Raw genomic sequence first — 25524 nt, 5'->3', positions numbered from 1 at the left:
TGGCTTTAAATATGGCTGCTTTCGGTCATGATGACTCCGGATGGGGATTCTGGCAAATGCCATTGTCCGGGGATGCGGGTAATTCGGGGAAAAGATGCCGTTGCGCGCCATTAATTCGGGGTTGAGTCCAGCACTGCCGACCGCGCCGCCTGCTTCGGGTGGCGTGACCGCGCGGCTGACCGAAGAGGCCGCGCTGATTCCCCTGCGCTCCGAGCGTCTGCGGCTCGACATGCTTTGCGAAGAGGGCGCGCTGCTGGCCCAGGGCGCCCCGGTGGCCCGGATGCGAGATCATCCAGAGGTTGCATTGGTGGCCCCCATGGCCGCACGGCTGGCGCGGGTCCGCCTGGGACCGGGGCGGCAGCTGATCGAACTGCTCTTCTTCCATGAGCCCGAGGCCGGGCGCCATGTCTTCGAGGTGGCCGCCGCGCGCCACGGCGATGCGGCGGCCATTCGTGTGCTGATGCAGCAGGCGGGGCTCTGGCGGCTCCTGCGCAGCCGGCCCTTCGGCCGCATGCCCGCCGTCGCCGAGAGCCCCGCCGCGATCTTCGTCATGGCCGCAGATACCCGCCCCCATGCCCCGGATCCGGTGGCGATGCTCGAGGGGCGGGGCGAGTCCTTCAGCCGGGGGCTCGCGGCGCTCGGACGGTTGACCGGGGGGCCTGTCTTCCTTTGCCAGCCGCGCGGTCCCGCGCTGGCGGGGCCGGGGGCGGTCGAGGGGCGCCTGCGGATCCTGCGGTGCGGCAACCGGCATCCGCAGGGCCTGGCCGGCTTCCGCATCCATCACGAACACCCCGCCACGCCCGAGGCCCCGGTCTGGGAGCTTCACGCCGAGGATGTCGCCGATCTGGGTGCGCTGCTTGAGACCGGCAGCCTGCCGGGGCTGCGCAGCGTCTCTGTCACCGGCGAGGCCCTGACCGAGACGCGCCTTCTGCGCTGCCAGCCGGGCGCCAACCTGCGCGGGCTCTGCCAGGGGGCGGTGGTGCCGGGCTGGCACCAGGTGCTTTCGGGCTCGGCTCTGGACGGGCACGAGGCAACCTGGCTGGGCCTGCGCGACCGGCAGGTCACGGTGCAGGACAGTCACCGCGGCAGCCCGCGCAGCCATTGGTTCAGCAATGCGCTGCGCCGCGCCGCCCGCCCGCTGCCGGTGATCCCGACTGCGGCGCTCGAACAGGCCTTCGGCACGGCGCTGCCCGCCATGGCGCTGATCCGGGCGCTGTCCTCGGGCGATGACGAGAGCTTCACCCGCCTCGGTGGCCTGTCGCTGCTGGAAGAGGACCTGGCCCTGGCCGATTACGTCACCGGCGCGACGCCGCGTCTCTCGGCCCTGCTGCGCGCCGCGCTCGACCGCATCGCGGCGGAGGAGGGCCTATGATCCGGGGACTCTGGGACCGCGAGACCGTGGCGCTTCTGCTGCTCATCTGCCTGATGCCCCTGGCACTGGTCTGGCTCTGGTTCGGTGGACCCGAGGCCTGGACCCGACTGGCGCTGGCGCTGGTGATCTCGGGTGCCTGGCACCTGGTCTTCATGCTGGCGCGCGCACAGCCGCCCAGTTTCGCCGGTGCCATCACCGCGCTCGCCGTGGCCATGCTGGCGCCGGAAGAGCTGGGGCTGGCGCGGCTCATCCTGGGCATCTCCTTCGGATCGGTCATGGCCGAACTGGTCTTCGGAGGCTGGGGCCGCAACGTGATCAACCCCGCCACCGCCACACTGGCCTTCCTGGGCTTCGGCTTCCCTGCCGCCCCCTGGCCAGAGCTGGTACTGCCCCTGGCCTGGGCGGCGATCCCCGCCGCGGTTCTCGGCGTCACCCTGGGCCTGATGCCGGGACGGGTGATCGGCGGCGCGCTTCTGGCGGCGCTGGTGAGCTGGGGCGTGGGGCAGGGCACCTGGCCCGCGGGCCTCGCCCCGGTGCTGCCCATGGCCTTCATCGTGCTGGTGCTCCTGGTCTGCGATCCTGTCACCAGCGCCTCGACCCTACCGGGCCGCTGGCTCTACGGGCTGCTCTACGGCGGGCTGGTGGTGCTATTCGCCACCGGCTGGCAGGGCGCGGCCCCGGCGCAGATCGCGGTCTCGGCGGCGCTCTTTGCCTCGCTCGCCGCGCCGATGCTGGACGAGGCGGCGATCTCGCTCTGGCGCGCAAGACGGAGGAAACACCTTGGCTGACCTCAATCCCTTCTCGGCCTGGCGCCGGCTGCTGGCCCTGCCCAACGAGAGCCGTACCAAGACGGTGGTGATGGCCTTCCTGGTCTCGGCCTTCTGCGCGGTGTTGGTCAGCGGTGCGACGGTGATCCTGCGCCCGATCCAGGCCGCTAACCGCGCCGCAGAGCAACAGGCCCGCATCGAGGCGCTTGTCGCGGGCGTGCCGGGCATGACCCAGCTGATGGCCGAAACCGGCGGCACGCTGTCGACCGTGGTGGTCGATCTGACCAAGGCCCGCGCGGCCACCGAGGTCACGCCCGAAACGCTAGAGGCCGCCTTGGCCGACATGGCCAACTGGACCGCCCTCTCTGCCGGAGAGGACCTGGCGGGCCTCGGCTCCCGTCCCGATTACGCCCAGATCTTCCTGCTCAGGAACGGAGAGGAGATCTCTCTCATGCTCCTGCCGATCTCGGGGGCGGGCTACAACGGGCGCATCGACGCCATCCTCGCGCTGACCGGCGACATGCATACCATCGCGGGCCTTGCCATCACCGGCCAGTCCGAGACCCCCGGCCTTGGGGCGCGGATCGAAGAGCCCGCCTGGCTGGCCTCCTTCAGCGGGGTGAAGACAAGGGACGCGCGCGGCGATCTGCGCTTTGCCGTCGCCAAGGGCCAGGCCGGCACCGAATACGAGGTCGACGGCATCACCGGCGCCACGCGCACCTCTTCCGCCATGACCCGGATCATCCGCTTCTGGCTGGGGCCGCAGGGCTACGGGCCGCTGATCGAGGCGGTACGGCGGGGAGAGTTCTAGGCCATGACCGCGCCATCCCCCCTCTGGAGCACGCTGACCCAGCCGCTGATCCGGCAGAACCCGGTGACGCTGCAGATCCTCGGCATCTGCTCGGCCCTGGCGGTGACGACGCAGCTGCCGACGGCGCTGACCATGGCGGGGTCGCTGACCATCGTGCTGGCGCTCTCGGCGGGGATCATCAGCCTGATCCGCCGCCATATCCCCGATGCCATCCGGCTGATCGTGCAGATCGTCATCGTGGCTTCGCTGGTCATTGTCATCGACCAGCTTCTGCAGGCCTATCTCTTCGAGATCAGCCAGAGCCTTTCGGTCTTCGTCAGCCTGATCACCACCAATTGCCTGGTGTTGGGCCGCACCGAAAGCTTCGCCCGCCACAACCCGCCGCTGCCCTCGATGATCGACGCGCTTGGCAACGGCCTTGGCTATTCGCTGGTCCTGATTGCCATCGGCGCGGTACGGGAGCTGTTCGGCGCAGGCACCCTATTGGGCTACCAGGTGCTGCCGCTGGCCGAGCAGGGCGGCTGGTTCACGCCCCTTGCGCTGATGATGCTGGCGCCCTCGGCCTTCTTCCTGCTGGGCGGGCTGGTCTGGGCCATCCGGACGGTCCGGCCCGAACAGGCCGAGCCGCCCGAGTTCGCCGCGCCGCAGATCCCGGAGGGGATGGAATGAGCCTCTGGGATCTCTTCCTCTCGGCGGCCTTCGTCGAGAACCTGCCCCTGACCCTGTTCCTGGGTCTCTGCACCTTCCTGGCGCTGTCGAAACGACCCGAGACGGCGGTCGGGCTGGGTATCGCCATGATCGCCGTCATGGGCGTCACGGTGCCGCTGAACCAGCTTGTCTACAGCGCGCTTCTGGCCCCCGGTGCCCTGGCCTGGGCGGGCTACCCCGAGATCGACCTGTCCTATCTGGCGCTTCTCGCCTTCATCGGCGTCATCGCCGCCGTGGTCCAGCTGCTGGAAATGCTGCTCGACCGGTTCCTGCCTGGCGTTCACGCGGCTTTCGGGGTCTTCCTGCCGCTGCTGACCGTGCAATGCGCGATCCTGGCGGGCAGCCTCTTCATGGTCGAGCGCAGCTACACGCTGACCGAGGGCCTGGTCTTCGGGCTAGGCGGAGGTACGGGCTTTGCCCTGGCCGTCACCATGCTCTCGGCCATCCGGGCGCGGCTGGCCTATGCGGATCTGCCCGCCGGGCTGCGCGGGCTGGGCATCACCTTCATCCTGGCCGGGCTGATGTCGCTCGGCTTTTCCTCTTTCGCCCAGATGGCTGCGCAATGACCGAAGAGATCCTCATCTCAAGCCTCGTGGTGGTCCTGCTGATCCTGGGCCTGACCATCGGCCTGTTGCTGGCGCGGGCGCGGCTGGTGCCGAAGTCGACGCTGACCGTCACGGTTAACGGCTCGCGCCAGATCGAGGCGACACGCAGCGACCGCCTTCTTGGGGTGCTGCACGGGGCGGGCATCGGCATTCCGGCGGCCTGTGGCGGCTCTGGCACCTGCGGGCTCTGCCGGGTCGAGGTGCATGGCGAGGGCGCGGGCGAGGCCGGTGCCACCGAACGCGGCGTGCTCTCTGCGGCAGAGCGCAAGGCGGGCAAGCGTCTGGCCTGCCAGACCGCCCTGCGCGGGCCCTGCGAGGTCACGGTGCCCGACGCCTTCCTCGAGGCCTCGGGCGGCTTTACCTGCAAGGTGGTCTCGAACCGCATGATGGCGCCGCTGATCCGCGAGCTGGTGCTCGAGCTGCCCGAGGGCCAGCCCTTCGACTTCCGCGCCGGCGGCTTCATGCAGCTGACCGCGCCAGCCTACAGGCTGGATTTCTCGACCATGCCGGTGGAGCAGGGCTTCCGCGCCACCTGGCATGAGGCCCGCTGGGACCGCCTGCGGATGAGCTCGGCCACAGCCGTCACCCGCGCCTATTCCATCGCCTCGCGCCCCGAGGATACCGCCGCGGGCCGGGTGGTCTTCAACATCCGCCTTGCCGTGCCCCCCGCCGGGCACGAGGAAGAAATCCCGCCCGGTGTCGTCTCGTCCTGGCTCTTCGCGCGCCAGCCGGGGGACGAGGTGCAGGCCTCGGGTCCCTTCGGCGAGATCCACGTGCAGGACACGCAGGCCGAAATGGTCTTCATCGGCGGCGGTGTCGGCATGGCACCGATGCGGGCGATGATCCACGAGCAGGCCGCCCTCGGGACCGGGCGCAGGATGCGCTACTTCTACGGCGCGCGCTCCGTGGCCGATCTCTTCTACGTCGAGGAGTTCGATGCCATCGCCGCGCAGCACGAGAGTTTCTCCTGGGTGCCGGCGCTCTCGGACCCGGCGCCGGGGGACCGCTGGACCGGGGCCACGGGCTTCATCCATGATACGGTGCGGCAGGCGATGCGCGACCACCCCGCGCCAGAGGATTGCGAGTACTACCTTTGCGGCCCGCCGGTGATGATCTCGGCGGTGCTGGCGACGCTGGAACGGCTGGGCGTCGAGCCCGACCATATCTTCAACGATGATTTCGGAGTCTGAACCATGGCAAATTCCTTGACCCGACCGACACGCCGCGCGGTGCTGGGCGCTGCCCTGGCGCTGGCCACCCCCGGCGTGCTGCGCGCCTCGGCGCCGACCGAGGCGCTGCGCGGGGTGGCCTTCGGCACCGGCTGGTCCGTGACGTTGCCGGCGGGGCGGGGCGCAGAGAGATACCGGCGCGCGCTCGAGGCGATCCTGTCGGAGGTCGACAGGCAGATGTCGCCCTGGCGCGCGGATACGGTGCTGAGCGGCTTCAACCGGGGCCAGGCCCCGGCGCTGGAACTGCCCTCCCACATGGCAAACGTCACTACTGCCGCGCTGGATCTGGCGCGCGACAGCGGCGGGCATTTCGACCCCAGCGTCGGGCCCCTGGTCGCCCGCTGGGGCTTCGGCCCGATCACCGAAGGCGCCGCGCCCGACTGGCGCGCGCTGGCACTGGACAATGGCCACCTCAGCCGCGCCCATCCAGGCGTCACGCTGGATCTCTGCGGCATCGCAAAGGGCTATGCGCTGGACCTGATGGCCGAGCAGCTGTTGCAGCACGAACCCGACCTGCTGATCGACCTGGGCGGAGAGCTGCGGGGCCATGGGCTTCACCCCTCGGGCCGCCCCTGGCAGGTGGCGATCGAGGACCCGCGTCCGGGGGCCTCTGGCCTGCGTGGCGTGATCGGGCTCGAGGGCGCGGTGGCGACCTCCGGCATCGCGGTGCAGAGCTATGCGCTGGATGGCCGCCGCTACGGGCACATCATCGATCCCGCGACGGCAGAGCCGGTCAGCGGGTCCCTGCTTTCGGTCACCGTCCAGTCGGGGACGGCCATGCAGGCCGATGGCTGGGCGACGGCGCTTTTCGCCGCCGGGGCGCAGGGGCCGGAACTGGCCCGACAGGCGGGGCTGGATGCGCTTTTCCTTTCCGCCGCCGACGCGGAACTGCGCCAAGAGGCGACGGGTGATTTCGCCCGCGCCCTGCTCTAGGGGAGGGGCGATGATGGAGTTTCTTCTGACCCTCGGGATCTTCCTGCTGGCCGCTGGCGGTCTGGCCCTTGGCCTGGTCTTCGGTCGCGGCCCGGTACAGACCTCCTGCGGCGGGGCCTCCTGCATCAAGGGGGCCGCCTGCGACTTCTGCCCGAACCGCAAGCCGGAGGAGACGCCATGAGCACCGAGGCCCGCGTGCGCCTGATCATGCTGAAGGACTACGTGCAGCTGGCACCCGAAACCCCGATGCGCCGTGCCGCCGCGCGCCTGGCCGAGGCCCGAGCCGCCGCTGCGCCGGTGGTGGACAGCTCTGGCCAGTTGGTGGGGCTGCTCAGCCAGAAGGACTGCTTCCGCCCGGCCTTGCAGGCCAGCTACTACCAGGAATGGAAGGGCGTCGTTGCCGACAGCATGACCCCCGATCCGGTCTGCCTGCAGGCGGACGACGACCTGATCACCGCCGCCGAGGCCTTCATGGCCCATCCGCATCGTATCTTCCCGGTGCTCGAGGCCGGGCAGCTCGTCGGCATGCTGCGGCGCTCGGACGTGCTTTCGGCGCTGCTGGACATGGGCTAGGGCGTTTAGCCCTTGCAGGGCTGACGCCCATGCTCTAGCCCGGCAAGCTCTCTGCCGCAGGAGCCCCCTCATGACCCGTCCCGTGCTTGCCCTCGACTTCGGCACTTCCAACTCTGCCGCCGCCGTTCTGGAGGGCGGAACTCTGCGCCGCATCGCCGTGGAGGCGGGCGAAGAGACCCTGCCGACGGCGGTCTTCTTCCCCTCGGACGGGGGCGCGATGCAGATCGGATCCGCCGCCGCCGAGGCGCTGATCGAGGGCGAAGAGGGGCGCTACATGCGGGCGCTGAAATCGGTGCTGGGCACCGGGCTCTTTCATGAAAAACGCCTGGTCGGCGGCAAGCGCCGCACCCTGGCCGAGATCGTCACCGATTTCCTCCTGGCGGTGAAGAAGCGCGCCGAGGACGAGACCGGGCAGAGTTACACCGCCGTGCTGTCGGGACGGCCCGTCCATTTTCACACCGCCGATCCCGAGCGCGACGCCCGCGCCGAGGCCGACCTGCGCGGCTGCTACGAGGCGGCGGGCTTTACCGAGATCAGCTTCATGTTCGAGCCCGAGGCGGCAGCGCTGGCCAGCCTCGGCGACGGCCATCCGGGTGAGATGGGCCTGATCGTTGACATCGGCGGCGGTACCTCGGATTTCACCCTCTTCAAGGCCAGGGGCAACGGCATCGAGATCCTGGGCAGCCACGGCATCCGGCTGGGTGGCACCGACTTCGACCACGCGGTCTCGATGACCCATGCCATGCCGCTGCTCGGCCTGGGCGGAGAGCTGCGCCGCAGCTTCGGCGAGGGCCTGCTGCCGGTGCCGAAACCCCTCTATGTCGAGCTCTCGACCTGGGCCAAGATCCCCTTCCTCTATTCCGGCGAGACCCAGCGGGCCGTGGCCGACATGCTGGCCCATGCGGTCGAGAAACGCCCGATGGAGCGTCTGGCCACCGTGATCGAGGACCAGCTGGGCCACGAGCTGGCCTTCGCGGTCGAGGCCGGCAAGATCGGGGCGAATTCCGCCTCGGGGGCGGGTCAGATCGAGATGGGCACGATCGAGAAGGGGTTGAGCGCGCGCACCACCTCCGGATCGGTCAATGCCGCGCTCTCGGAGGCGCGCGAGGCGCTGAAGGGGGCGATCTATGCCACGCTGATGCAGGCCGGGGTGATGCCGCAGCAGGTCTCTTCGGTGATCCTGGTCGGGGGCTCGAGCCTGATGGCGCTGGTGCAGGAAGAGGCGCAAGCGATCTGTCCCGGCGCGACCCTGCGCCGCTCGGCTGCCTTCACCGCCATCGTCGACGGGCTGGCGCTGGCCACCGCCTGAGCCCCGCCTGCTCATCGACGCTGGTGGTTTCGGGCAGCGCTAACGATCGAGAGGCGAGTGAGGATCAGGGCAAGGCGGGCGGCCAGGATGCCACGCCGGAAGGTCTGAAAAATGGCCAACATCGCGGCACCTCTTCAACGCGCGTCTGGTCCGGCGGAATGGCCTCGCTGCCCGCGGGTCGAAGCGGCGGAATGCGCCGGTGCAGTCAGGTGACCCCCGATTCGGATCGAGAGGTGGGCTCCGCTCTTCGCGCCGGCCCCTGGGCAAGAGCCGGAGAAACAACCGAGAATTTCGGATATCAGGCGGCGCGGCCCGATCCCTGTCAAACCTCTATGGGGGACGCCTGGCCGCAAGATGGGCGGGTTAGTCGCCACCGGGCCACGGGCCGAAAGGGTGATGCCCTGGGAGGCGGATATGCCTGCGTCGTGGCGCAACCGGGACGTGCAGAAGAGACGGCGCTGGCGACGGAATCGCAGGCCGCAGCACAGGAAGAAGCCAATTTCCCTTCCCATACGGCAACTTGCGGCGCGAGAGGCGCGCAGGGCGCTTGAAACTCGAGCCCCAATCTGTGAGATCAAAGGAGCGTCACACGGAGCCTTGCCCTCATGACAGACGAATCTGCCTCGACCTTCTGGCACAAGCTGGAAGCGCTGGTGCGCCAGATCTATCCGGATCACGACATTTCAGCCGAGGCGAAAGCGCTGGCCCAGGCCTTCTGGCCGGAAGGCAGCACGCGGCGCCGGCGTGGCAGGGTGCCCGGCAACCGGCAGTGGTCGGAGCGCGATGCGCTGGTCATCACCTACGGCAATTCCATCGTCGACGGGCAGCACAAGCCGCTCGATCTGCTGCGCCACTTCCTGCACAACCACCTGGCGGGCGTGGTCAACGGGGTGCATATCCTGCCCTTCTTCCCCTGGACCTCGGATGACGGTTTCGCGGTGACCGACTACCGCGCCGTGAACCCGACGCTCGGCGACTGGTCGGACATCCAGCGCATCGGCTCGGAATTCCTGCTGATGTCGGACCTGGTGCTGAACCATGTCTCCAGCTCCTCGGCCTGGTTCAACGCCTACCGGCAGGGGCATGAGCCCTACGACAAGTTCTTCTTCGAGGCCTCCCCCGAGGATGACCTCTCGGACGTGGTGCGCCCGCGCACCCATCCGCTGCTGCGCGAGGTGAATACCTCGCGCGGGCCGCGCCATGTCTGGTGTACCTTCAGCCACGACCAGGTGGACCTGGACTTCCGCAACCCCGACGTGCTGAAGGAGTTCCTGCGCGTGATGCGGCTGCACGTGGACAACGGGGTGCGGATCATCCGCCTCGATGCGGTGGCCTTCATCTGGAAGGAGATCGGCACCCGCTCGATCCACATGCCGCAGACCCATGCCATCGTGCGGCTTATGCGGCTCTTCGCCGATTACGCCTCCGAGCCGATCATCCTGCTGACCGAGACCAATGTCCCGAACCAGGAGAACCTCAGCTACTTCGGCAACCGCAACGAGGCCCATGCGGTCTACAATTTCTCGCTGCCGCCGCTGGTGCTGCATGCGATGCTGTCGGGGACGGCGAAGAACCTGATCCGCTGGCAGGGCTCGATGCCGCCGGCGCAACTGGGCTGCGCCTACCTGAACTTCACCGCCTCCCACGACGGCATCGGCATGCGCCCGGCCGAGGGCATCCTTTCGGCCGAGGACCAGGGGCAGGTGGTGCAGAAGATGAAGGACTTCGGCGGCCGGGTGTCCATGCGCGCGCTGCCCGGTGGCGGGGAAGCTCCCTATGAGCTGAACATCACCTGGTTCGAGGCTATGAAGGGCACCTTCGCCGGAGAAGATGAACACCAGGTGCAGCGCTTTCTCGCCTCCCAGACGCTGGTCATGGCGCTGGAGGGCATCCCGGCCTTCTACATCCACTCGCTGCTGGCCACGCCCAACGACCAGGAGGGCGTCGAGAAGTCCGGCCACAACCGGGCGATCAACCGTCACCGCTGGGATTACGAGACCCTGCGCGAGAAGCTGGAAGATCCCGCGACCACCCAGCACCAGGTGCTGGAGGAAATGCGCCGCCGCATCGGCATCCGCCGCCGCCAGCGCGGTTTCCATCCCAATGCGACGCAGTTCACCCTGCAGCTGGACCACCGTGTCTTCGGCGTCTGGCGTCAGAGCCTGGACCGCGACCAGTCGATCTTTGCCCTGCACAATGTCTCGGCTGACGCGCTGGAGATCGACCCCATGTCGATCAACCTGATCGAGGGCGAGGACTGGGTGGATATCCTGTCGGAAGAGGCGATCTCGCCCGGTGGCGGCCCCATTCCCTTTGCGCCCTACCAGTGCCGCTGGATCACCAACCGCGGGTAGCACGTAGAGGGGCGAAGCCCGTCCCGTGTGACCCCGCCTGCGGCGCGGCCCCCCGCGACGGGCTGCCTCCGGCAGGAGTATTTTCAGCCTGGTGATGATGCAGGTCTCGCCCAATAGAGCGGCCTACTTCCGGATTGGGAGCTTGCACGCTCTCAAGGGCCAAAGTCCGTCGAACAAGATGCACCGTCCCGCATCATCACCAGGTTGGAAATACTCCGGGGGAGTCTCCGAAGGAGGCGGGGGCGGAGCCCCCTGTCCCTTGTTTCATGTCGCCGTCCGGCGACGGGGGCGGAGCCCCATCCCGTTCTCTCTTACCTGAACTCTTCCAGATCCTCGGCCACGCCCTTCAGCATGTCCGACATCAGGTCCGGGTCCGCCGCATGGACGCGGTTCCAGGTGGGGATGAAGGGCGTCTCCGAGGGCTTGTCGAGGAAGATATGCCCGGCTTCCATGATGTTGTTGGCGAAGAGCTCCACCGCGTATTCCTCGGCGTGCCGGTCGATCTGAAGGCCATTGGCCTTGGCGTCATCGTAGTAGCAATCCAGCAGATCCAGCGCCGAGCGATAGTAGGTGGCCTTCAGCGTGCGGAAGATCTCTTCCGAGAAGACCGTGCCGTCGGCGGCGAGCTTGCGGTACATCGCCTTGCAGATGTCGATGGACATGCGCGACAGGCCCTTGGTCTTGTCCTCTGCCGAGAGATCCTGGTGCTTGTGATCGTAGTTGTCCGCCACCTCGACCTGGCAGACCGACTTCGGCGCCAGGTTGCGCCAGGCCTCTGAAAGCACCCCGATCTCGAGGCCCCAGTCCGAGGGGATGCGCAGGTCGGGCAGCACGCTGGTGCGCATGGCCATCTCTCCCGAGAGCGGGTAGCGGAAGGCGCGCAGGTAGTCGAGGTAGTCGCGGTCCCCGATGGTGCGCTTCAGCGCGATCAGGATCGGAGAGACCAGCATCCGGCTGACCCGTCCGTTGATCTTGTTGTCACCGACGCGGGCGTAATAGCCCTTTGAAATCTGGTAGGGGAACGAGGGATTGGCCACCGGGTAGACCAGCCGGTTGAGGAGGTCTCGGTTGTAGGTGACGATATCGCAATCGTGGATCGCCACCACCGAGCTGTCGGCGCAGGCGATCAGGAAGCCGAAGCAGGACCAGACGTTCTTGCCCTTGCCGTTCTCGATCGGGCCCAGGCCCAGTTTCTCGAGCCGGTCCTGGATCGCGGTCATCCGCGGCGAGGAATTCCAGATCACCACGTGGTTCTGCGGCAGCACCGAGAAGAACTCGCGCGCATGGCGGTATTGCTCTTCCGTCGCCTGGTCGAGGCCGATGACGATGCGATGCAGATAGGGCACCTGCTTAAGCTCTTCCAGGATATTGGGCAGCGCATCCCCCTCGAGCTCGGAATAGAGCGAGGGCAGCACAAGCGAGATCTTGCGGCTGGCCCCGTAGGAGGTCAGTTCGCGGGTGATGTCCTCCGAGCTGCGGGTGCGCAGGTTGTGGATCGTGGCAATATTGCCGTTCTGGTGAAAGTCAGCCATGGCGGCCTCCCTTGGAAATCAGGAAAATCAGGACAATCGGGATGCGAGCTTCAGCATCATCTCATTCCAGCCCGCCGGGCCGACCTTCTCGCTGCGCAGGATGGCACCCTGGCGTTCGCCGCGCAGCTCGGGCAGGGGGGCACCGTGGGGGTTGGCGATGATCACCCCGATATCGGCATGCTCCAGCATCTCGCGGTCATTGGGCGCATCGCCAAGGGCGATCTTGGGAGGGTGGTCGTAAAGCGCCGCCGCCTCGTCCATGCGATCGGCCTTGGTGCCACCGAACGAGAGCGTCAGGTAGCGGCCGCCGCGGCGACCGACGATCCCCAGGTCCGAAAGCTGGGCCAGGAAGAGGCGCTTCTGCTCGCCATCGCCATCCCAGAGACCCGGCTCGGAATAGGCGCGCTGGCAGGCCATCCGGGCCTTCTCGGGCGGCAGGCCGGCATCGGCGCTGACCCCCTCGGGGCCTAGGTCGCCGAATCCCCGGAAATGGCGGCGCAGCTCCGGGTCGATCTTGTCCAGGGCCTGGCGCAGTCGCAGGTAGGTCTCGCCCTGCTCGGGGGGCACCTCGCGCGGCATCAGCAGGCCCGCGCCGTTCTCGACGATGGCCGGCGAGGCCGAGAGCCTCAACTCTTCGCGCAGGGCATAGATCTCGGGCCCGGTTTTCGAGGAGGCCAGCACCACCGGCACATTGCGCGCCCTGAGCTGCGCCAGGGCGGGCAGGGCGGCGGCGTAGGAGTAGCTCTCGTGATCCAACAGGGTGCCATCGAGATCGCTAAAGACCATGAAAGGCGGTTTTGTCATGTCACCTCTTGCGCCCGCCATGCGGCTTGGGGTAATCGGGCGTCCGTCGGGTGATTAGCTCAGTTGGTAGAGCGCTTCGTTTACACCGAAGATGTCGGGAGTTCGAGTCTCTCATCACCCACCAACTTTTCCGTTTATTTTCAACTTTTACTGCGCCTCTTGGCTCATTCTGCGAAGTGTGCCGTGGTTCTGTGAACCTATTTCATCTCGGAGATGGACGGAAAGTCCAGCACGATGACCGCATCTTGCAAATGTTCAGGCAGATACCGACCATATGCAGAGTAGGTGACAGAGATATTAGAGTGCCCAAGCACTTGTGCCACCTTCTCGATTGGAATTCCTGCGGAAAGCAACATAACCGCCGTGCTATGTCGCAAATCGCGCATGCGGACATGCCCGATTCCTGAGCGTTCTTCCGCGTTGGCGACCCCTGTCCTGACAGATTTCACCTGGCGGACGACCTCCTTGATCACGAAATCCGAGAGCGCGCCGCATGAGCGGTCTTCGGTGCGGCCCTGTTGTCGGCGCCGTGCTGCGCGTAGTGTGGACGTCAGCTGCAGGCCTTGGGGGGCAAGGCGCCCAGAGGGGATCTGGAAATCAGATCAAAGGGCTCCTGACCGGAGAGGGGAGCGCAGTCTTCGCGCGGGGCCCATTGGAGCAAAAGGCTCCTTCGCGCAGGAGGCTTTCTAGCCTCGACTAGACAGCATTCCGGGCGCCTTCACCGGAGAGGCGTCGCTGTGGGCTAGTTGGAGCGGACGAGCAGTTGAGCTCTGGCTCGCTTCGCGCCGGTTCGCCAGTGCTCCGAGAACTGAACGTGCAGGCGTCGCCGGGCAGGGGGGCAGATGGTTTGTAACGGCGGTTGGTGTGCTGTGGGGACGGATCGTGGACCATTTGTCAGGAGGTCGCGTCATTCTTGAGAAATGCGAGGTAGAGATCGGAGATCTGCGCTTCATCGGCGCGGCGGAGATTGTTGTCTGGCGTGCCGGAAGCGACTGCCTGACGAGCCATTTCGGGGATGGCGGATCTGAAGGCGTCCTGTGAAATCCCCAGGGACTCCAGGCTCGGGACTTCCAGGCGAGCGTTCAGACTTTTCAGCGCGTCAATCAGCGCAGCCGGGTCCTCGGCCAGGCCCATGGCCTTGGCCGCGCGGCCGTAAGCCTGCGGGGCGGAGACGGCGGACCACTCGGTCACCAGTGGCATGAGCATCGCATTCGACATGCCATGCGGCACGTGGAAGGCAGCCCCGATGGGGCGGCTCATGCCGTGGATCAGCGCGGTCGAGGTATGCGAAACGGCCATGCCGGCAAGGCAGGCGCCCAGAAGCATGTCGGAGCGCGCCGCATGATCTCCGGGGACGCGGGCGGCGGTTTCCAGGCTCTTGCCGATCAGCTGCATGGCCTGCGTTGCCAGCCCGTCGGAGTAGGGGGTGGCATTGCGATTGACCAGCGCTTCCAGCGCATGGGAGAGCGCATCGAGACCGCTGTCTACCGTGACCCGGTGGGGGCAGCTCAGCGTCAGATCGACATCGAGAAGGGCCACTTTCGGTTGCAGCGACGACCCAAGCAGCAACAGCTTTTCATGGGTCGTGGCGTCAGTGATCACCGCCGCCCGTGTCACCTCGGATCCTGTGCCGGCGGTGGTCGGCACGCAGAGGACAGGCAGCGCGGGCAGGTCCACGATGCGGGGCACCGAGAGCGCGCGGAGGCTCTCCGTCTGGACGCTGAGCAGGGCCACGGCCTTGGCGACATCCATGGCGCTGCCGCCACCGATGCCCACGACGCAATCCGCGTTGACCGAGCGGGCGATCTGGACCGCGTCCATGGCTTCGGCATCGGTCGGATCGGGCGAGAAGGCCGAGAAGATCTGCGCCACCATGCCCGCGTCGTCCAGCCCGGACAGCATCTTGTCCGCAAGACCCAGCTTGTGGACGACAGGGTCTACCACCACCAGCGGGCGCTTGGCACCGAGGTCGGCGAGGATCGCGCCGGCCTCGGCGCTGATGCCGGGGGCCATTCGGACATCGCCGGTTGTCAGGATACGCATCATGTCAGTGGTCCAGGATCTTCGAGAGGAATTCGACGGCGCGCTGGCTCTTGGGGGAGGCAAAGAACTCGTCCTTGGGGGTGTCCTCGACCACCTCGCCGCCATCCATGAAGACGACGCGGTCGGCGACCTTGCGGGCAAAGCCCATCTCGTGGGTCACGACCATCATGGTCATGCCTTCCTTGGCCAGCTCGACCATGACGTCCAGAACCTCGGTGATCATCTCGGGATCAAGGGCCGAAGTGGGCTCGTCGAAGAGCATGGCGATTGGATCCATGGCAAGGGCGCGGGCGATGGCGATACGCTGCTGCTGGCCGCCCGACAGCTGGATCGGGTACTTGCGGGCATGGTCGGACATGCCGACACGCTCCAGCAGGGCTGCGGCCTTGGCTTCGGCCTCGGCCTGGGTGCGGCCCAGAACACGGGTCTGGCCGATGCAGATGTTTTCCGTCACCGTCATGTGCGGGAACAGGTCGAAGTGCTGGAACACCATTCCCACATGAGAGCGCAGCTTGGGCAGCTTGGTCCTGGGGCCGGTCACCTCCATGTCCTTGACGGAGATGTGGCCGCCCTGGACCGGCTCCAGCCCGTTGACGCATTTGATCAGCGTCGACTTGCCCGAGCCCGAGGGGCCGCAGATCACCACCACCTCACCGGGCGAGACGGTCAGCGAGCAGGACTTGAGGACCTGGAAGTTCTTGCCGTACCACTTGTCGACATCTTCGAGAACGATCATCGGTTGCATGGTCTCTCCTCAGCGTTGTTCGGCCGCATCGGCCTTGATGTCGTAGCCACGGCCGAAGTGCCGTTCGATCCGGCGCTGGATCAGGTCCCAGGCGGTGGTCATCAGCAGGTAGTAGAGGGCGGCGACAACGAAGAGCTCCAGCACCATGAACTTCTCCTGGATCAGGACCTGGGTGCGGCGCAGCAGCTCTTCCATCGAGATGATGGAGGCGATGGAGGTGGTCTTGAGGCAGCCGTTCACCGAGTTGCCGAGCGGCGGGATGATGATCCGCGCGGCCTGCGGGGCCACGATGTAGCGCATCATCTGCACATCGGTCATGCCGACGGCGCGGGCGGCGTTGCTCTGGCCCTTGGGAACCGAGCTGATGCCCGAACGGATGATTTCCGAGAGGTAGGCGGCCTCGTTCATCACCAGGCCGATCAGGGTGGCTTCGAGCACGCTGAACTTGATGCCGATCTGGGGCAGGCCGGTGTAGATGATGATCAGCTGCACCAGCAGAGGCGTGCCGCGGATCAGCCATGTGTAGAAGTAGGCGATGTTGCTGAGAATCCGGAACGGGCTCATCCGCATCAGCGCCACGACACAGCCGGCGACGACGCCGAGGGTCATTGCTGCAATGGTCAGACCCAGCGTCACGGCTGCGCCTTCAAGAATGTATGTGTTGGTCAGGTACTCGAAGAACCCGTCCCAATTCCAACCTTTCACGATCGTCTCCTCGTGAGCTGATGCGCTTGTTGCGCCGGAGAGGGCAGGCGCCGCCGCAGGGGCAGCGGCGCCCATTCACAAGTGTCAGAGGCGGCCGATCAGAGGCCGGGGCCCTTCAGCTCGATGCTGCCGTCACCGGCCTGGCCGACGCCGTAGCGGGCCATCAGTTCGGGCAGCCAGCCGTCGGCGTTCATCTCCTGCATGACCTTGGTCACGGGGCCGGCGATGTCGGTGCTGCCGAAGGCCAGCGAGCCGGGCGTGGCGTAGAGGCCTGCAAGCGCATGGGCGAATTCGCCGCTTTCGCTGTAGAGCTTGGCAACCGGGTCGATCGAGACAGCTGCTTCGACCTGACCGGCGCGGAGGGCCTGGTAGACCGTCGCGTAGTTGTCGAAGAGGGCGATGTCGATCTGCTCGAGGCCCTTCTCGGCGAAGTCCTTGTTCAGCTCGCGCATCTTGGCTTCGGCGTAGCCGCCGATGTCGGTGCTGACGCGCTTGCCGGCCAGGTCCTCGACGGTCTTGATCGAGTCGTCGCCCGTCGCGGTCGAGATCGAGATGGCCAGGTTCTCGTAGGGGATCATGTACATGATCTCGAGACGGGCCGGGGTGACGAAGAGCCCGGCGTCGATCACGTCCCAGCGTCCGCCCTGGAGGCCGGGCACCATGGTCGCGTATTCGGTCGAGATGAAGTCGGGCTCAAGGCAGAGACGCTTGGCGACTTCGACGCCCAGCTCGACGCGCAGACCCTTCAGGGTGCCGTCGGATTCGGCATAGGCCATCGGCGGCAGGGTCGGGCTGACCGCCATGGTCAACTTGCCTTCCTCGGTCAGAAGCGAGGCGTCGATGGTGGTTTCGCAATCCTGTGCGGTCGCGGCGGTGGCAAGGCCCATCGAGGTCAGCACGGCCAGGGCAAGGGTAAGGGGAGTTCGGTTCATGGTCATTTCCTGTCGGTTTGAAGCTGGTTCTTATTCTTCTGGTGAACTCTGTTTGTTTCGAGAGGGGGTGTGTTTCCTGTTGGTAAACTCCTTTTCCATGCAGTCACATTTCTTCGCTAAGCTCAACGCATCACGAAGGGGTCGGGGATGGGGTCATCGCTGGTGCGCAGCCAGACGGTCTTGATCTTCGTGTAGTCCAGCGCCGCGGCCAGGCCGCCCTCGCGGCCATGGCCCGACAGGCCATGACCGCCGAAGGGAGCCATGGGGCTGACGGCGCGGTAGGTATTCACCCAGACCACCCCGGCACGGATGCCGCGGATCATCCGGTGCGCACGGGTGAGGTCGCGGGTGAAGACGCCCGAAGCCAGCCCGTAGGCAGTGTCATTGGCCAGCGCCAGCGCCTCGGCCTCGGTGTCGAAACCCTGCACCGACAGCACCGGGGCGAAGAATTCCTCGCGCAGGCAAGAGGCTGCGGGGGCGTCGGTGCAATCGAGGATGCTGGGCGGGAAATAGAAGCCCGCCCCGGCGATGGCATGCCCGCCGGTGACCAGCCGCGCGCCCTCGGCAACCGAGCTGGCGCAGAGCGCCTCGGCCCGCTCTCGCTGGCGCAGGGTGCAGAGCGGGCCCATCTCGGTGCCCATCTCTGCGGGGCTGCCGATGCTGATACGGCCCGCCTTCTCGCGCAGCCGGTCGAGGAATTCGGCGCGGATCGTGTTCTGCACCAGCAGTCGCGAGCCGGCGACACAGCTTTGCCCGGTGGCGGCGAAGATACCGGAAATCTGGGCATTCACCGCCGAGTCGATGTCGGCGTCGGCGAAGACGATGAAGGGCGACTTGCCGCCCAGCTCCAGCGAAGTCGAGGCAAGGTTCTCGGCCGAGTTGCGCAGGATCTGCCGACCGGCGTCGGGACCTCCGGTGAAGGCGACATGGTCGATGTCGGGATGGCTGGTCAGCACGGCGCCACACTCGGGGCCGAAGCCTGTCAGGATGTTCAGCACTCCGGGCGGGAAACCCGCCTGATCGAAGATCCGGGCGAATTCCAGCATCGGCGCGGGGCCGTCCTCGGAGGCCTTGAGCACCATGGTGCACCCTGCGGCCAGGGCCGGGCCGATCTTCACCGCCGAGAGGAACAGCTGAGAGTTCCAGGGCACGACAGCGGCCACTACGCCAAGCGGCTCGCGGCGCAGCCAGACCTCCATGTCGGGCTTGTCGATGGGCAGATGCGCGCCCTCGATCTTGTCCGCCAGCCCGGCGTAATAGCGATAGTACTCGGCGACATAGGCGATCTGGGCGCTGGTCTCGCGGATGATCTTGCCGGTGTCGCGGGTCTCGAGCTCGGCCAGGCGGGGGGCGTTCTGTTCGATCAGGTCGGCGAGGCGCAGCAGCAGCTTGCCGCGCTCTCCGGCGGTCAGCCCGGCCCATTCCGCGCCATGGAAGGCGCGGCGGGCGGCGGCGACGGCCTCGTTGACCTCGGCGGCGCGGGCCTCGGGCATCCGCGCCCAGGGCTTCCCGGTTGCCGGGTCGAGGCTGTCGAAGCTGGCGGCGGCATCGCGGAAGCTGCCGTCGATATAGAGCTGGAAGGCGGGCAGGGTGCTCATGAGGTCACCTCGACGGTGCTGGGGGTCTCCATCCAGTCGATCAGCGCCTGGCTGACGCGATCCGGGGCGGTCAGGTTCACCATGTGGCGGTGCCCCTCGATGACCAGCGCGCGCCCCTCGGGGGCGGCCTCGGCCATGGCGCGCGCCATGGCGGGGGTCGAGTTCGGATCCTGGTCTCCCGTCAGGGCCAGCAGCGGGCAGCGGATCGCGGCGAAACGGTCGGCATAGATGTCGTCGCCGCGCGAGAAGGCGCCATAGGCGGTGGCGTAGCCCCGTGGCGAGACCTCGGCCAGCCAGCCCGCGACGCTTTCGCGGGCGGCAAGGTGGTCGCGGTCCTCGCCGAACCAGCGCAGCAGCGGCGCGGCGATATCGACGTCGCCTGAATGCAGTTCGGCGGCACGGGCCTCGACGGCGGCGCGGGCTTCGGGGCCTCGCCGGAAGACGCCGTTCAGCAGGGCCACGCGGGCGACCTTCTCGGGGTGGGTGACGGCATAGCCGCCGGCGATCAGGGCACCCATCGAATGGCCGGCCAGGCTGACCGGGCCGAGATCCAGCGCGCCAAGCGCGCGGTCCAGCCAGGCCACGAAGTCGGGCAGTTCGGCCCCGGCGGGCAGGGGGCTGCTGCCGCCATGGCCGGGCATGTCCAGCGCCAGCACGCGGCAGCGCCGCGACAGGGCAGGAAACTGCGGGGCCCAGGCGGCGGACTGCATGCCGACGCCATGGATCAGCACCAACGGCGCGCCCTGTCCCGCCTCGCGGTAGGACAGCCGGGTGCCGTCCTCAGACAGAGGCAGGGTTTTCAAGGTCATGCCCGAGTTCCTTCAGATCCTGGTAGCGGTCGCCAATGCGGTGATGCGGGCGGCCCCCGATGGAGGCGCCGAGGGCCACGACAATCTCGTCGGGGCCGGGAGCATCCGCCACTGAAAGCTGGATGGTCAGGTAGTGGCTGCGCCGGCCGCCGTCGTTCTTGTCCATCAGCGGGATCTGCAACGAGGCATTGGCCGGGCCACGGGTGTTGGTGAAGGCCAGGTAGGACTTGGCCCCGACCGCTTCGCGGTAGTGGTTGCCGAAACGCAGGGTGTGGATCAGGCCCGAGGCGTGCTCGACCTCGCCGTTGACGCCGACGATGGCCGCCTTGCCGTAGCCTTCCACCTTGTCGCCGCCCCCGGCGGCTTCAAGAACCATCTCCGTCAGCAATGCGCCAAGGCCGGGCGCAGCATCGAGAATGGCAGGCCGCAGATCTTCCACAAAACCCTGACCAGCCCAGGGATTCCGGATCACCGCCACGGCGGCGATCATCTTCAGGGGCACGGGCGCGGCCTTTCCGCCTTCGATCCATGTCGTTTCGACATGCAGCAGGGTCTTTCGGATTTCAGCAGGCATTCAGGTCTCCAGTCCGTGACGAATCGTCTGTCTGTAGGATGGAATACCGTAATACAATCGTACAAACAATCTTGTTGGGCGCGGCAGAGGCTGATATCCAGTGCGCATGTCAGATATTGGGCTAAGCAGAATTGAGCAGCAGCCGACGACGCTGCGCGATGTCGTCCTGGAGAGGCTCCGGGACGCCATCATTGGTGGGGTCTTCAAGCCGGGAGACCGCCTGGTTGAGCGAGTGCTGTGCGAGCAACTGGGCGTCTCTCGTACGGTGGTGCGCGAGACATTGCGCTACCTCGATGCCGAAGGCCTGGTGACCCATGTCCCGAACCGCGGGCCGATGGTCGCCGAGATGAGCTGGGAGGACGCGCAGCAGATCTATGACATCCGTCTGAAGCTTGAGACGGATGCCGCCATGGCTTGCGCACGTAACATGACGCCGGATCTGGAACGGCGGCTGAAAGCGGCCCTAGCCGATCTGCAGAGCGCCGGGAACGACCAGGCGCCGGGCGCGCTATTCAAGGCCGCAACGCGCTTCTATGCGCTGATCTTCGAGGGCGCCCGCCATAATATTGCATGGGAAATCGTGCAGAGACTGAACGGCCGCATCTCTCGTCTGCGTATCCTGACCCTGACCAGTGACAATCGGGAGCTTCCGGGGCCCGCGCATATGTTGGCGATCTGCACGGCGATTACCAATCGCGATCCCGACGCTGCGCTGGCGGCGGTGACCGAGCACTTGCATGAGGCGAAGCTGATCGCCCGTCAGCTTCTGTTGGATGACAAGGCAGTCTGATGGCTTGAGCAGCCCGCGCAACGCGGGCGCTTTCCTTGCTAATCTTTAGGCAAGGAGACCATGATGCGCAGCGCCAAGATTAGCAGAGAGGTGCCGTCGCGCAGATCATGGGGAGGAAGCTTTCGACGGCGTCAACCTGTGACGCTCAGCATGAGACTGAGACCCGTCGGATAAGGCTTGAACTCTTTGGAGTGACGGTAGGACATCCTGGGGTCTGGCCTATTTGAGCTTCACAACCAGTCGATGACGAGCGCTTCAAATGCGATTTCCGAAAGGAAGGCCTGCGGGCTCCTGTCGTATCTACTTGCGACACCGCGCCGGCCTTGAGCCTGCCAAACATGATCTCGATCCGGTTCCGGCGCTTGTCTATGGGCAAGGATCTGCGTGTTCTGATGGAGAGAAGGGGTGGTCCAGCCTGCCCTGGAGGAATGTCGAGGCGGGGACCGGCACCAGGGATTGGGTTCCGGGGTGCCTTGCCTCGAAACGGGCAGGCCGGAGCGCGAACGGGCGGCGGGGAGCCATGGATGCGACGCGATACTCGTGAACCCGGAAAGCGGTCTGTGGGGACGCGCAGTCCGGGGAGGGACAACCCGGACATACCAGCCGTTCAATCCGTCTACACACTTGGAACGTGCGTCGCATTGCTGCCCGTTCGCCTTTACAGTGTAGGAGGGCTTTCTCTCTTCGGGAACGTCTATTTTGTGTCATGTGTATGGAAACGATAGGAAAACCCGTGTTTGCAGTGCTGCAACGCGGCGATTCCCGATTGCTTTTGCAGCACGGGCAGGCGTCACGGGCTGGCCGGGGACTCTACCTATGGTAGAGCGCGCTCCTTCCTTATATCGCTTCGCACAGCCTGTCGATGGAAGCCCAGCTCGACCCTTCGCGCGAGGTCGAAACGGTTGGCCTGGACCAGGTGGCTGGTCAGCAGGCGGCAGGCATCGGGGCGGGGCCAGGTGCCATGCTGGCGCTGATCGGCCAGCACGTGGCGGCAATAGTCGAGGATCATCGAGAGGTCCCTGGCAACCTCTTGCAGGTAGGAGTCGCCGAAGCGTTGCGTGTAGGCGCGCCGGGCCGTGCCGGTCTGCGCCAGCCAGAAGGTCCGGTAGAGACGGTCGATAGCGGGCAGGTCCAGGGTCTTCCAATCGGGTTTGGGGGCCTGCCGCCGTTCCAACACCCAGTCACGGTCCGGAGGCGCCAAGGTCTCCAGCTCGGTGATGAAGGCAAGGACAGCCGCCAGTTTTTCTTTGCTCAGCTCCATGTGGCGTATCTTGTTCATGGCCGTGAAGGCCAGAATGAAGGCGCAGGGACATGGGTCAAGGCAATTGCGCCGATCCGATACCAAGGTCGGCGTCCGGCGTCCGGTTAGGGCCTCGCGGGTCGGGGCGATCTAGCGGGTGCGATTGGCCAGCAGCGAGCCCAGGCCGGAGGTGGCGATCAGCAGCAGCCCGGCCAGCGACCAGAGGTCCGGCCAATCTCCGAAGACCAGCCCTCCCAGAAGCGTGGCCGAGATCAGCTGGCTGTAGACCAGCGGCGCGATCAGGCTGGCCTCGGCCTTCCGGTGGGCGATGACCAGCAGGTAGTTCCCCACGCCCGAGCCCGCGGCGCTGATGGCCACCAGCAGGGCAAGGCTCAGGCTGGGGGCGGGTAGGTCGACCGAGAGGCCCAGCGGAGCCAGCAGCACCGTGCCGATCAGCAGCTGCGACATCAGCAGGAACCGGGGGCGGTGGTCCGCGGCCACGGTGCGGGTCATCACCAGGTAGCTGCCGTAGAAACAGCCGGCGGTCAGGGCGAAGCCCATCCCGGCGGTGAAGCCGAACCCCGGTTTCACCACCAGCATCACGCCTAGAAGCCCCAGCCCCAGCAACAGGCTGCGCCGTGCCGTCACCCGCTCGCCCAGGAATACCACCGCCAGCACGTAGGAGACGACGGGGCCGATGAAGAAGGCGCCGAAGACATTGGCCAGGGGCTCGGTCCTGAGCGCGGTCAGGATGCAGGAGATTCCCGCTGCGATGAAGCCGGCCCGCAGCAGGACGCGCCAGGACAGCAGGGCGGGCAGCTCGGCGCGGGTGAGGCCGCTGAAGGGCAACAGCATGACGGCGGCGAGGGCGAAGCGCGACCAGGCGACGAAGAAGGGGGCGACGCCGGCGCTGGTCATCAGCTTGCCGGCGGTGTCGCCAAGGACCACGAAGCTGACCGCAGAGAAGACGAGCAGCACCACGCGCAGGAGGTCGGGCAGGGGCATGGCGGGGTCCTCGGGTTCTTGAGCCCGTCAGCGATAGCAACCCGGCCGGGGGAAGGGAAGTCTTGCACCCGGCGGTCCCCTGGCGCAGGGCTGAGGCTGGCCACCGTTGCGGTACGGGCTAGCTGGTGGTCCGAGAGGGCGCGGGGCCTGGCCGCGCTTGGGGCTGGACAGCAGGGGCGATCCGCCGGTCAAGTTGAACACAGCGATTCTGCCGGTGTCGCGGCAAGGCGACAGGGAGAGGGACGAGATGATGAGCTATCCGCATGTAAGCAAAGCTGATTTCCGCGATGGCATGGCCTGCCTCGCGGGGGCGGTGAATATCGTCACCACCGACGGGCCCGGCGGACGGGCGGGGCTGACCGCCTCTGCGGTCTGCTCGGTCACCGACAGCCCGCCCACGCTGCTGGTCTGCATCAATACCGGCTCTTCCGCCGCGCCGGCCTTCCTGGAGAACGACTATTTTTGCGTCAACACGGTCGGTCCCGCCCATGAGGAGCTGGCCATGACCTTCGGCGCTGGCACCCCCATGGCCGAGCGCTTCGAGCGGGCCGCATGGTATCGTAACGTGACCGGCGCGCCGGTGCTTGAGGGGGCCGTGGCCTCTTTCGATTGCCAGGTCTCGCACCGCCATGTGGTGGGGACCCATGAGGTCATCTTTGGAGAAATCGTCGGCATCCGGCAGCAGGAAGATGCTCCGGTCACTGCGTGGTTCGCGCGTCGCTTTCACGCTCTGGAGGTCTGAGGGAAGGTGGCTCTGGCCTGTACCACGGCGGGGGTGGGGCTCTTGGGCGCTTGTGTTGGCGTGGCAGGGCGGGGGCGCTGACCGCCGGAGGGCGCCTGTGAAGAAATGTTGGCATAAAGTCTTTATTCATCAGGGTGTTGCGCAATAATTTCCCGGCTCTGGATTTTCCTTCTTGACGCTCTGCGGTACTCCGCATAGAACGCCCTCCACGGTGAGAGAGCGGTTGTAGCTCAGTTGGTTAGAGTGCCGGCCTGTCACGCCGGAGGTCGCGGGTTCGAGCCCCGTCAACCGCGCCATCACCGTTCAGAAAAGCGTCCCTTCAGGGGCGCTTTTTGCTTTTGGGATCAAGCGTTTGGGCAATCTGAAAATTGACGCAAGAGAAGCTGCATTTTCCCATTGACCCCACCGGGCAGCCACATTATTCCAGCCCCTACGCGCGGTTGTAGCTCAGTTGGTTAGAGTGCCGGCCTGTCACGCCGGAGGTCGCGGGTTCGAGCCCCGTCAACCGCGCCACTTTCCCCCAGAAGTGTCAAAGATCGCAGCGTAACCTTTTGGTTTCGCTGGATGTTTTTGCGCGCGGTCGCGGCTGCTGGCCGCCCGCCTGATGGCAGGTGCCGCCCAGTTGCCCCGCTTTCCCTGTTCGAGACCATGCCGGCGGTGACCGGAGCCGCAGGCCCCATTGGGGGCTGGCCCCCGAGATGCTCCCCGCAATAGTTAACGCCCCGGAAAGGGCACCGAACGCAACGTCGGTATCACGTCGGTATTGTGTCGGTATCACGTCGGTGCGGATGTCGGTGGCCGCCATGCGTTAACACGGTGTTCCGCGCCATTAGGCGCGGGGCAGGTGGGTTCGCACCCCTCCTGCGCCCCTGGCAGACCTCCGGTCTTCGCGGGGAGGGTGGCACCCCTCCTGTTGCGCTCAGGGGCGGCTGTGCAGATCGGCGTAGGTAAAGCCGTCGGGCCAGGTGCCGACCCAGATCCAGCGTTTGCGGTGGTTGAGCTGCCAGAGCACGTGGTCCAGGTGGCGGATGTCCAGCCAGACCCGGATCGTGTGATCCGCGTCCTTGTAATAGGGCGCGCGCAGCTCGCCCTCGGGACGAAAGCGGATGATGCCGCGAGTCACCTGGGAGTTGGGCGTGGCGATTCCCAGCAATTCGATCTGCGACAGCCCGCGCATGCGCGGCGCGGTCTCCATTCCCGTGGTGTGGATGATCTCGTTGACCAGCAGGATCTCGCGGCGGACATCGCCGGGCGGGGTCGAGGCATAGGGCTCTGCCTCCATCGCGGCGATGCGGGCGTCGATCTCTTCCTCGATATTCAGCACCATGGCGTCTCTCCCGAGCT

26 protein-coding genes and 3 tRNA genes are annotated in these 25524 nt (G+C 66.6%); 16 read left to right on the top strand and 13 right to left on the bottom strand.

Annotation, left to right across the window (positions count from 1 at the left end; all coding sequences use genetic code 11):
- The first annotated feature begins 100 nt into the window (after positions 1-100).
- From CRO50_RS13315 to CRO50_RS13270, 11 genes are all read left to right on the top strand, one after another.
- The gene (locus tag CRO50_RS13315; RefSeq protein ID WP_232617719.1) at positions 101-1372 is read left to right on the top strand and encodes a Na(+)-translocating NADH-quinone reductase subunit A; all 1272 of its coding nucleotides are present in this window, start codon (positions 101-103) and stop codon (positions 1370-1372) included.
- On the top strand, positions 1369-2160 hold the full coding sequence (locus CRO50_RS13310; RefSeq protein WP_097146413.1) for an RnfABCDGE type electron transport complex subunit D: 792 nt from the start codon (positions 1369-1371) through the stop codon (positions 2158-2160). Before CRO50_RS13315 ends, CRO50_RS13310 begins: the two co-directional genes overlap by 4 nt.
- Positions 2153-2950 carry an FMN-binding protein gene (locus tag CRO50_RS13305; RefSeq protein ID WP_097146412.1) on the top strand — a complete coding sequence of 266 codons (798 nt, stop codon included), beginning with the start codon at positions 2153-2155 and terminating at the stop codon, positions 2948-2950. The genes CRO50_RS13310 and CRO50_RS13305 overlap by 8 nt, the downstream gene beginning before the upstream one ends.
- Positions 2951-2953: 3 nt before the next feature.
- Entirely contained in the window at positions 2954-3619 is a 666-nt protein-coding gene (locus tag CRO50_RS13300) for an NADH:ubiquinone reductase (Na(+)-transporting) subunit D (protein ID WP_097146411.1), read from the top strand.
- The gene (gene nqrE / locus CRO50_RS13295; RefSeq protein ID WP_097146410.1) at positions 3616-4224 is read left to right on the top strand and encodes an NADH:ubiquinone reductase (Na(+)-transporting) subunit E; all 609 of its coding nucleotides are present in this window, start codon (positions 3616-3618) and stop codon (positions 4222-4224) included. Before CRO50_RS13300 ends, nqrE begins: the two co-directional genes overlap by 4 nt.
- A complete protein-coding gene (gene nqrF / locus CRO50_RS13290; protein ID WP_097146409.1) occupies positions 4221-5453 on the top strand; it encodes an NADH:ubiquinone reductase (Na(+)-transporting) subunit F in 1233 nt (410 codons plus the stop codon). The genes nqrE and nqrF overlap by 4 nt, the downstream gene beginning before the upstream one ends.
- 3 nt (positions 5454-5456) lie before the next feature.
- Positions 5457-6425, top strand: coding sequence for an FAD:protein FMN transferase (locus tag CRO50_RS13285; RefSeq protein WP_097146408.1), 969 nt, complete (start codon positions 5457-5459; stop codon positions 6423-6425).
- 10 nt (positions 6426-6435) lie between these two features.
- A complete protein-coding gene (locus CRO50_RS20165) occupies positions 6436-6606 on the top strand; it encodes a hypothetical protein (protein WP_157791717.1) in 171 nt (56 codons plus the stop codon).
- Positions 6603-6998: a CBS domain-containing protein gene (locus CRO50_RS13280; RefSeq protein WP_097146407.1), complete on the top strand. Its 396-nt coding sequence runs from the start codon at positions 6603-6605 to the stop codon at positions 6996-6998. Before CRO50_RS20165 ends, CRO50_RS13280 begins: the two co-directional genes overlap by 4 nt.
- A 70-nt stretch (positions 6999-7068) precedes the next feature.
- Complete coding sequence (locus CRO50_RS13275; protein WP_097146406.1) at positions 7069-8307, top strand: Hsp70 family protein; 1239 nt, start codon at positions 7069-7071, stop codon at positions 8305-8307.
- Between the two features lie 605 nt (positions 8308-8912).
- Positions 8913-10661, top strand: a complete 1749-nt coding sequence (locus CRO50_RS13270; protein ID WP_097146405.1) for a sugar phosphorylase — start codon at positions 8913-8915, stop codon at positions 10659-10661.
- 311 nt (positions 10662-10972) lie between these two features.
- Here the strand turns inward: CRO50_RS13270 and CRO50_RS13265 are convergent, their stop codons facing one another.
- The gene (locus CRO50_RS13265) at positions 10973-12193 is read right to left on the bottom strand and encodes a glycosyltransferase family protein (protein WP_097146404.1); all 1221 of its coding nucleotides are present in this window, start codon (positions 12191-12193) and stop codon (positions 10973-10975) included.
- 27 nt (positions 12194-12220) lie between these two features.
- Complete coding sequence (locus CRO50_RS13260; RefSeq protein ID WP_097146403.1) at positions 12221-12997, bottom strand: HAD-IIB family hydrolase; 777 nt, start codon at positions 12995-12997, stop codon at positions 12221-12223.
- A gap of 48 nt (positions 12998-13045) precedes the next feature.
- On the opposite strand from CRO50_RS13260, the gene CRO50_RS13255 reads away from it, so the two are divergent.
- Positions 13046-13121, top strand: a tRNA-Val gene (locus CRO50_RS13255).
- Positions 13122-13194: 73 nt separating this feature from the next.
- Here the strand turns inward: CRO50_RS13255 and CRO50_RS13250 are convergent.
- The 8 genes from CRO50_RS13250 to CRO50_RS13215 form a co-directional block, all read right to left on the bottom strand.
- Positions 13195-13470 carry a tyrosine-type recombinase/integrase gene (locus CRO50_RS13250; RefSeq protein ID WP_232617720.1) on the bottom strand — a complete coding sequence of 92 codons (276 nt, stop codon included), beginning with the start codon at positions 13468-13470 and terminating at the stop codon, positions 13195-13197.
- Between the two features lie 421 nt (positions 13471-13891).
- Positions 13892-15043: an iron-containing alcohol dehydrogenase gene (locus CRO50_RS13245; RefSeq protein WP_097146401.1), complete on the bottom strand. Its 1152-nt coding sequence runs from the start codon at positions 15041-15043 to the stop codon at positions 13892-13894.
- 1 nt (position 15044) lies between these two features.
- Complete coding sequence (locus tag CRO50_RS13240; protein ID WP_097146675.1) at positions 15045-15776, bottom strand: amino acid ABC transporter ATP-binding protein; 732 nt, start codon at positions 15774-15776, stop codon at positions 15045-15047.
- Positions 15777-15794: 18 nt separating this feature from the next.
- Positions 15795-16490, bottom strand: a complete 696-nt coding sequence (locus tag CRO50_RS13235; protein ID WP_179747284.1) for an amino acid ABC transporter permease — start codon at positions 16488-16490, stop codon at positions 15795-15797.
- Positions 16491-16588: 98 nt separating this feature from the next.
- A complete protein-coding gene (locus CRO50_RS13230; RefSeq protein ID WP_097146673.1) occupies positions 16589-17422 on the bottom strand; it encodes a transporter substrate-binding domain-containing protein in 834 nt (277 codons plus the stop codon).
- Between the two features lie 122 nt (positions 17423-17544).
- Positions 17545-19020 (bottom strand): aldehyde dehydrogenase, encoded by a 1476-nt coding sequence (locus tag CRO50_RS13225; RefSeq protein ID WP_218844989.1) that lies wholly within the window; start codon positions 19018-19020, stop codon positions 17545-17547.
- On the bottom strand, positions 19017-19829 hold the full coding sequence (locus CRO50_RS13220) for an alpha/beta fold hydrolase (RefSeq protein ID WP_097146400.1): 813 nt from the start codon (positions 19827-19829) through the stop codon (positions 19017-19019). The genes CRO50_RS13225 and CRO50_RS13220 overlap by 4 nt, the downstream gene beginning before the upstream one ends.
- The gene (locus CRO50_RS13215; protein ID WP_097146399.1) at positions 19801-20403 is read right to left on the bottom strand and encodes an amino acid synthesis family protein; all 603 of its coding nucleotides are present in this window, start codon (positions 20401-20403) and stop codon (positions 19801-19803) included. Before CRO50_RS13215 ends, CRO50_RS13220 begins: the two co-directional genes overlap by 29 nt.
- A 106-nt stretch (positions 20404-20509) precedes the next feature.
- Between CRO50_RS13215 and CRO50_RS13210 the strand changes: the two genes are divergently transcribed.
- Positions 20510-21193, top strand: coding sequence for a GntR family transcriptional regulator (locus CRO50_RS13210; protein WP_097146398.1), 684 nt, complete (start codon positions 20510-20512; stop codon positions 21191-21193).
- Between the two features lie 814 nt (positions 21194-22007).
- Here the strand turns inward: CRO50_RS13210 and CRO50_RS13205 are convergent.
- Positions 22008-22454, bottom strand: a complete 447-nt coding sequence (locus CRO50_RS13205; protein WP_097146397.1) for a hypothetical protein — start codon at positions 22452-22454, stop codon at positions 22008-22010.
- Between the two features lie 129 nt (positions 22455-22583).
- On the bottom strand, positions 22584-23438 hold the full coding sequence (locus CRO50_RS13200; RefSeq protein WP_097146396.1) for a DMT family transporter: 855 nt from the start codon (positions 23436-23438) through the stop codon (positions 22584-22586).
- A gap of 250 nt (positions 23439-23688) precedes the next feature.
- On the opposite strand from CRO50_RS13200, the gene CRO50_RS13195 reads away from it, so the two are divergent.
- The 3 genes from CRO50_RS13195 (at position 23689) to CRO50_RS13185 (ending at position 24693) form a co-directional block, all read left to right on the top strand.
- Entirely contained in the window at positions 23689-24180 is a 492-nt protein-coding gene (locus CRO50_RS13195) for a flavin reductase (protein ID WP_232617722.1), read from the top strand.
- A 219-nt stretch (positions 24181-24399) separates the two neighbouring features.
- Positions 24400-24476: transfer RNA gene (locus CRO50_RS13190), tRNA-Asp, on the top strand.
- 140 nt (positions 24477-24616) lie between these two features.
- A tRNA-Asp gene (locus CRO50_RS13185) sits at positions 24617-24693 on the top strand.
- A 406-nt stretch (positions 24694-25099) separates the two neighbouring features.
- Here the strand turns inward: CRO50_RS13185 and CRO50_RS13180 are convergent.
- A complete protein-coding gene (locus tag CRO50_RS13180; protein ID WP_097146394.1) occupies positions 25100-25507 on the bottom strand; it encodes a hypothetical protein in 408 nt (135 codons plus the stop codon).
- Positions 25508-25524 lie beyond the last annotated feature (17 nt).

Origin of the sequence: Pseudooceanicola antarcticus (genome assembly GCF_900215355.1) — a bacterium.
Lineage (GTDB): Bacteria > Pseudomonadota > Alphaproteobacteria > Rhodobacterales > Rhodobacteraceae > Pseudooceanicola > Pseudooceanicola antarcticus.
Note: the sequence above shows the minus strand (reverse complement) of the source record. Positions and strands in the feature narration are given on the sequence as shown.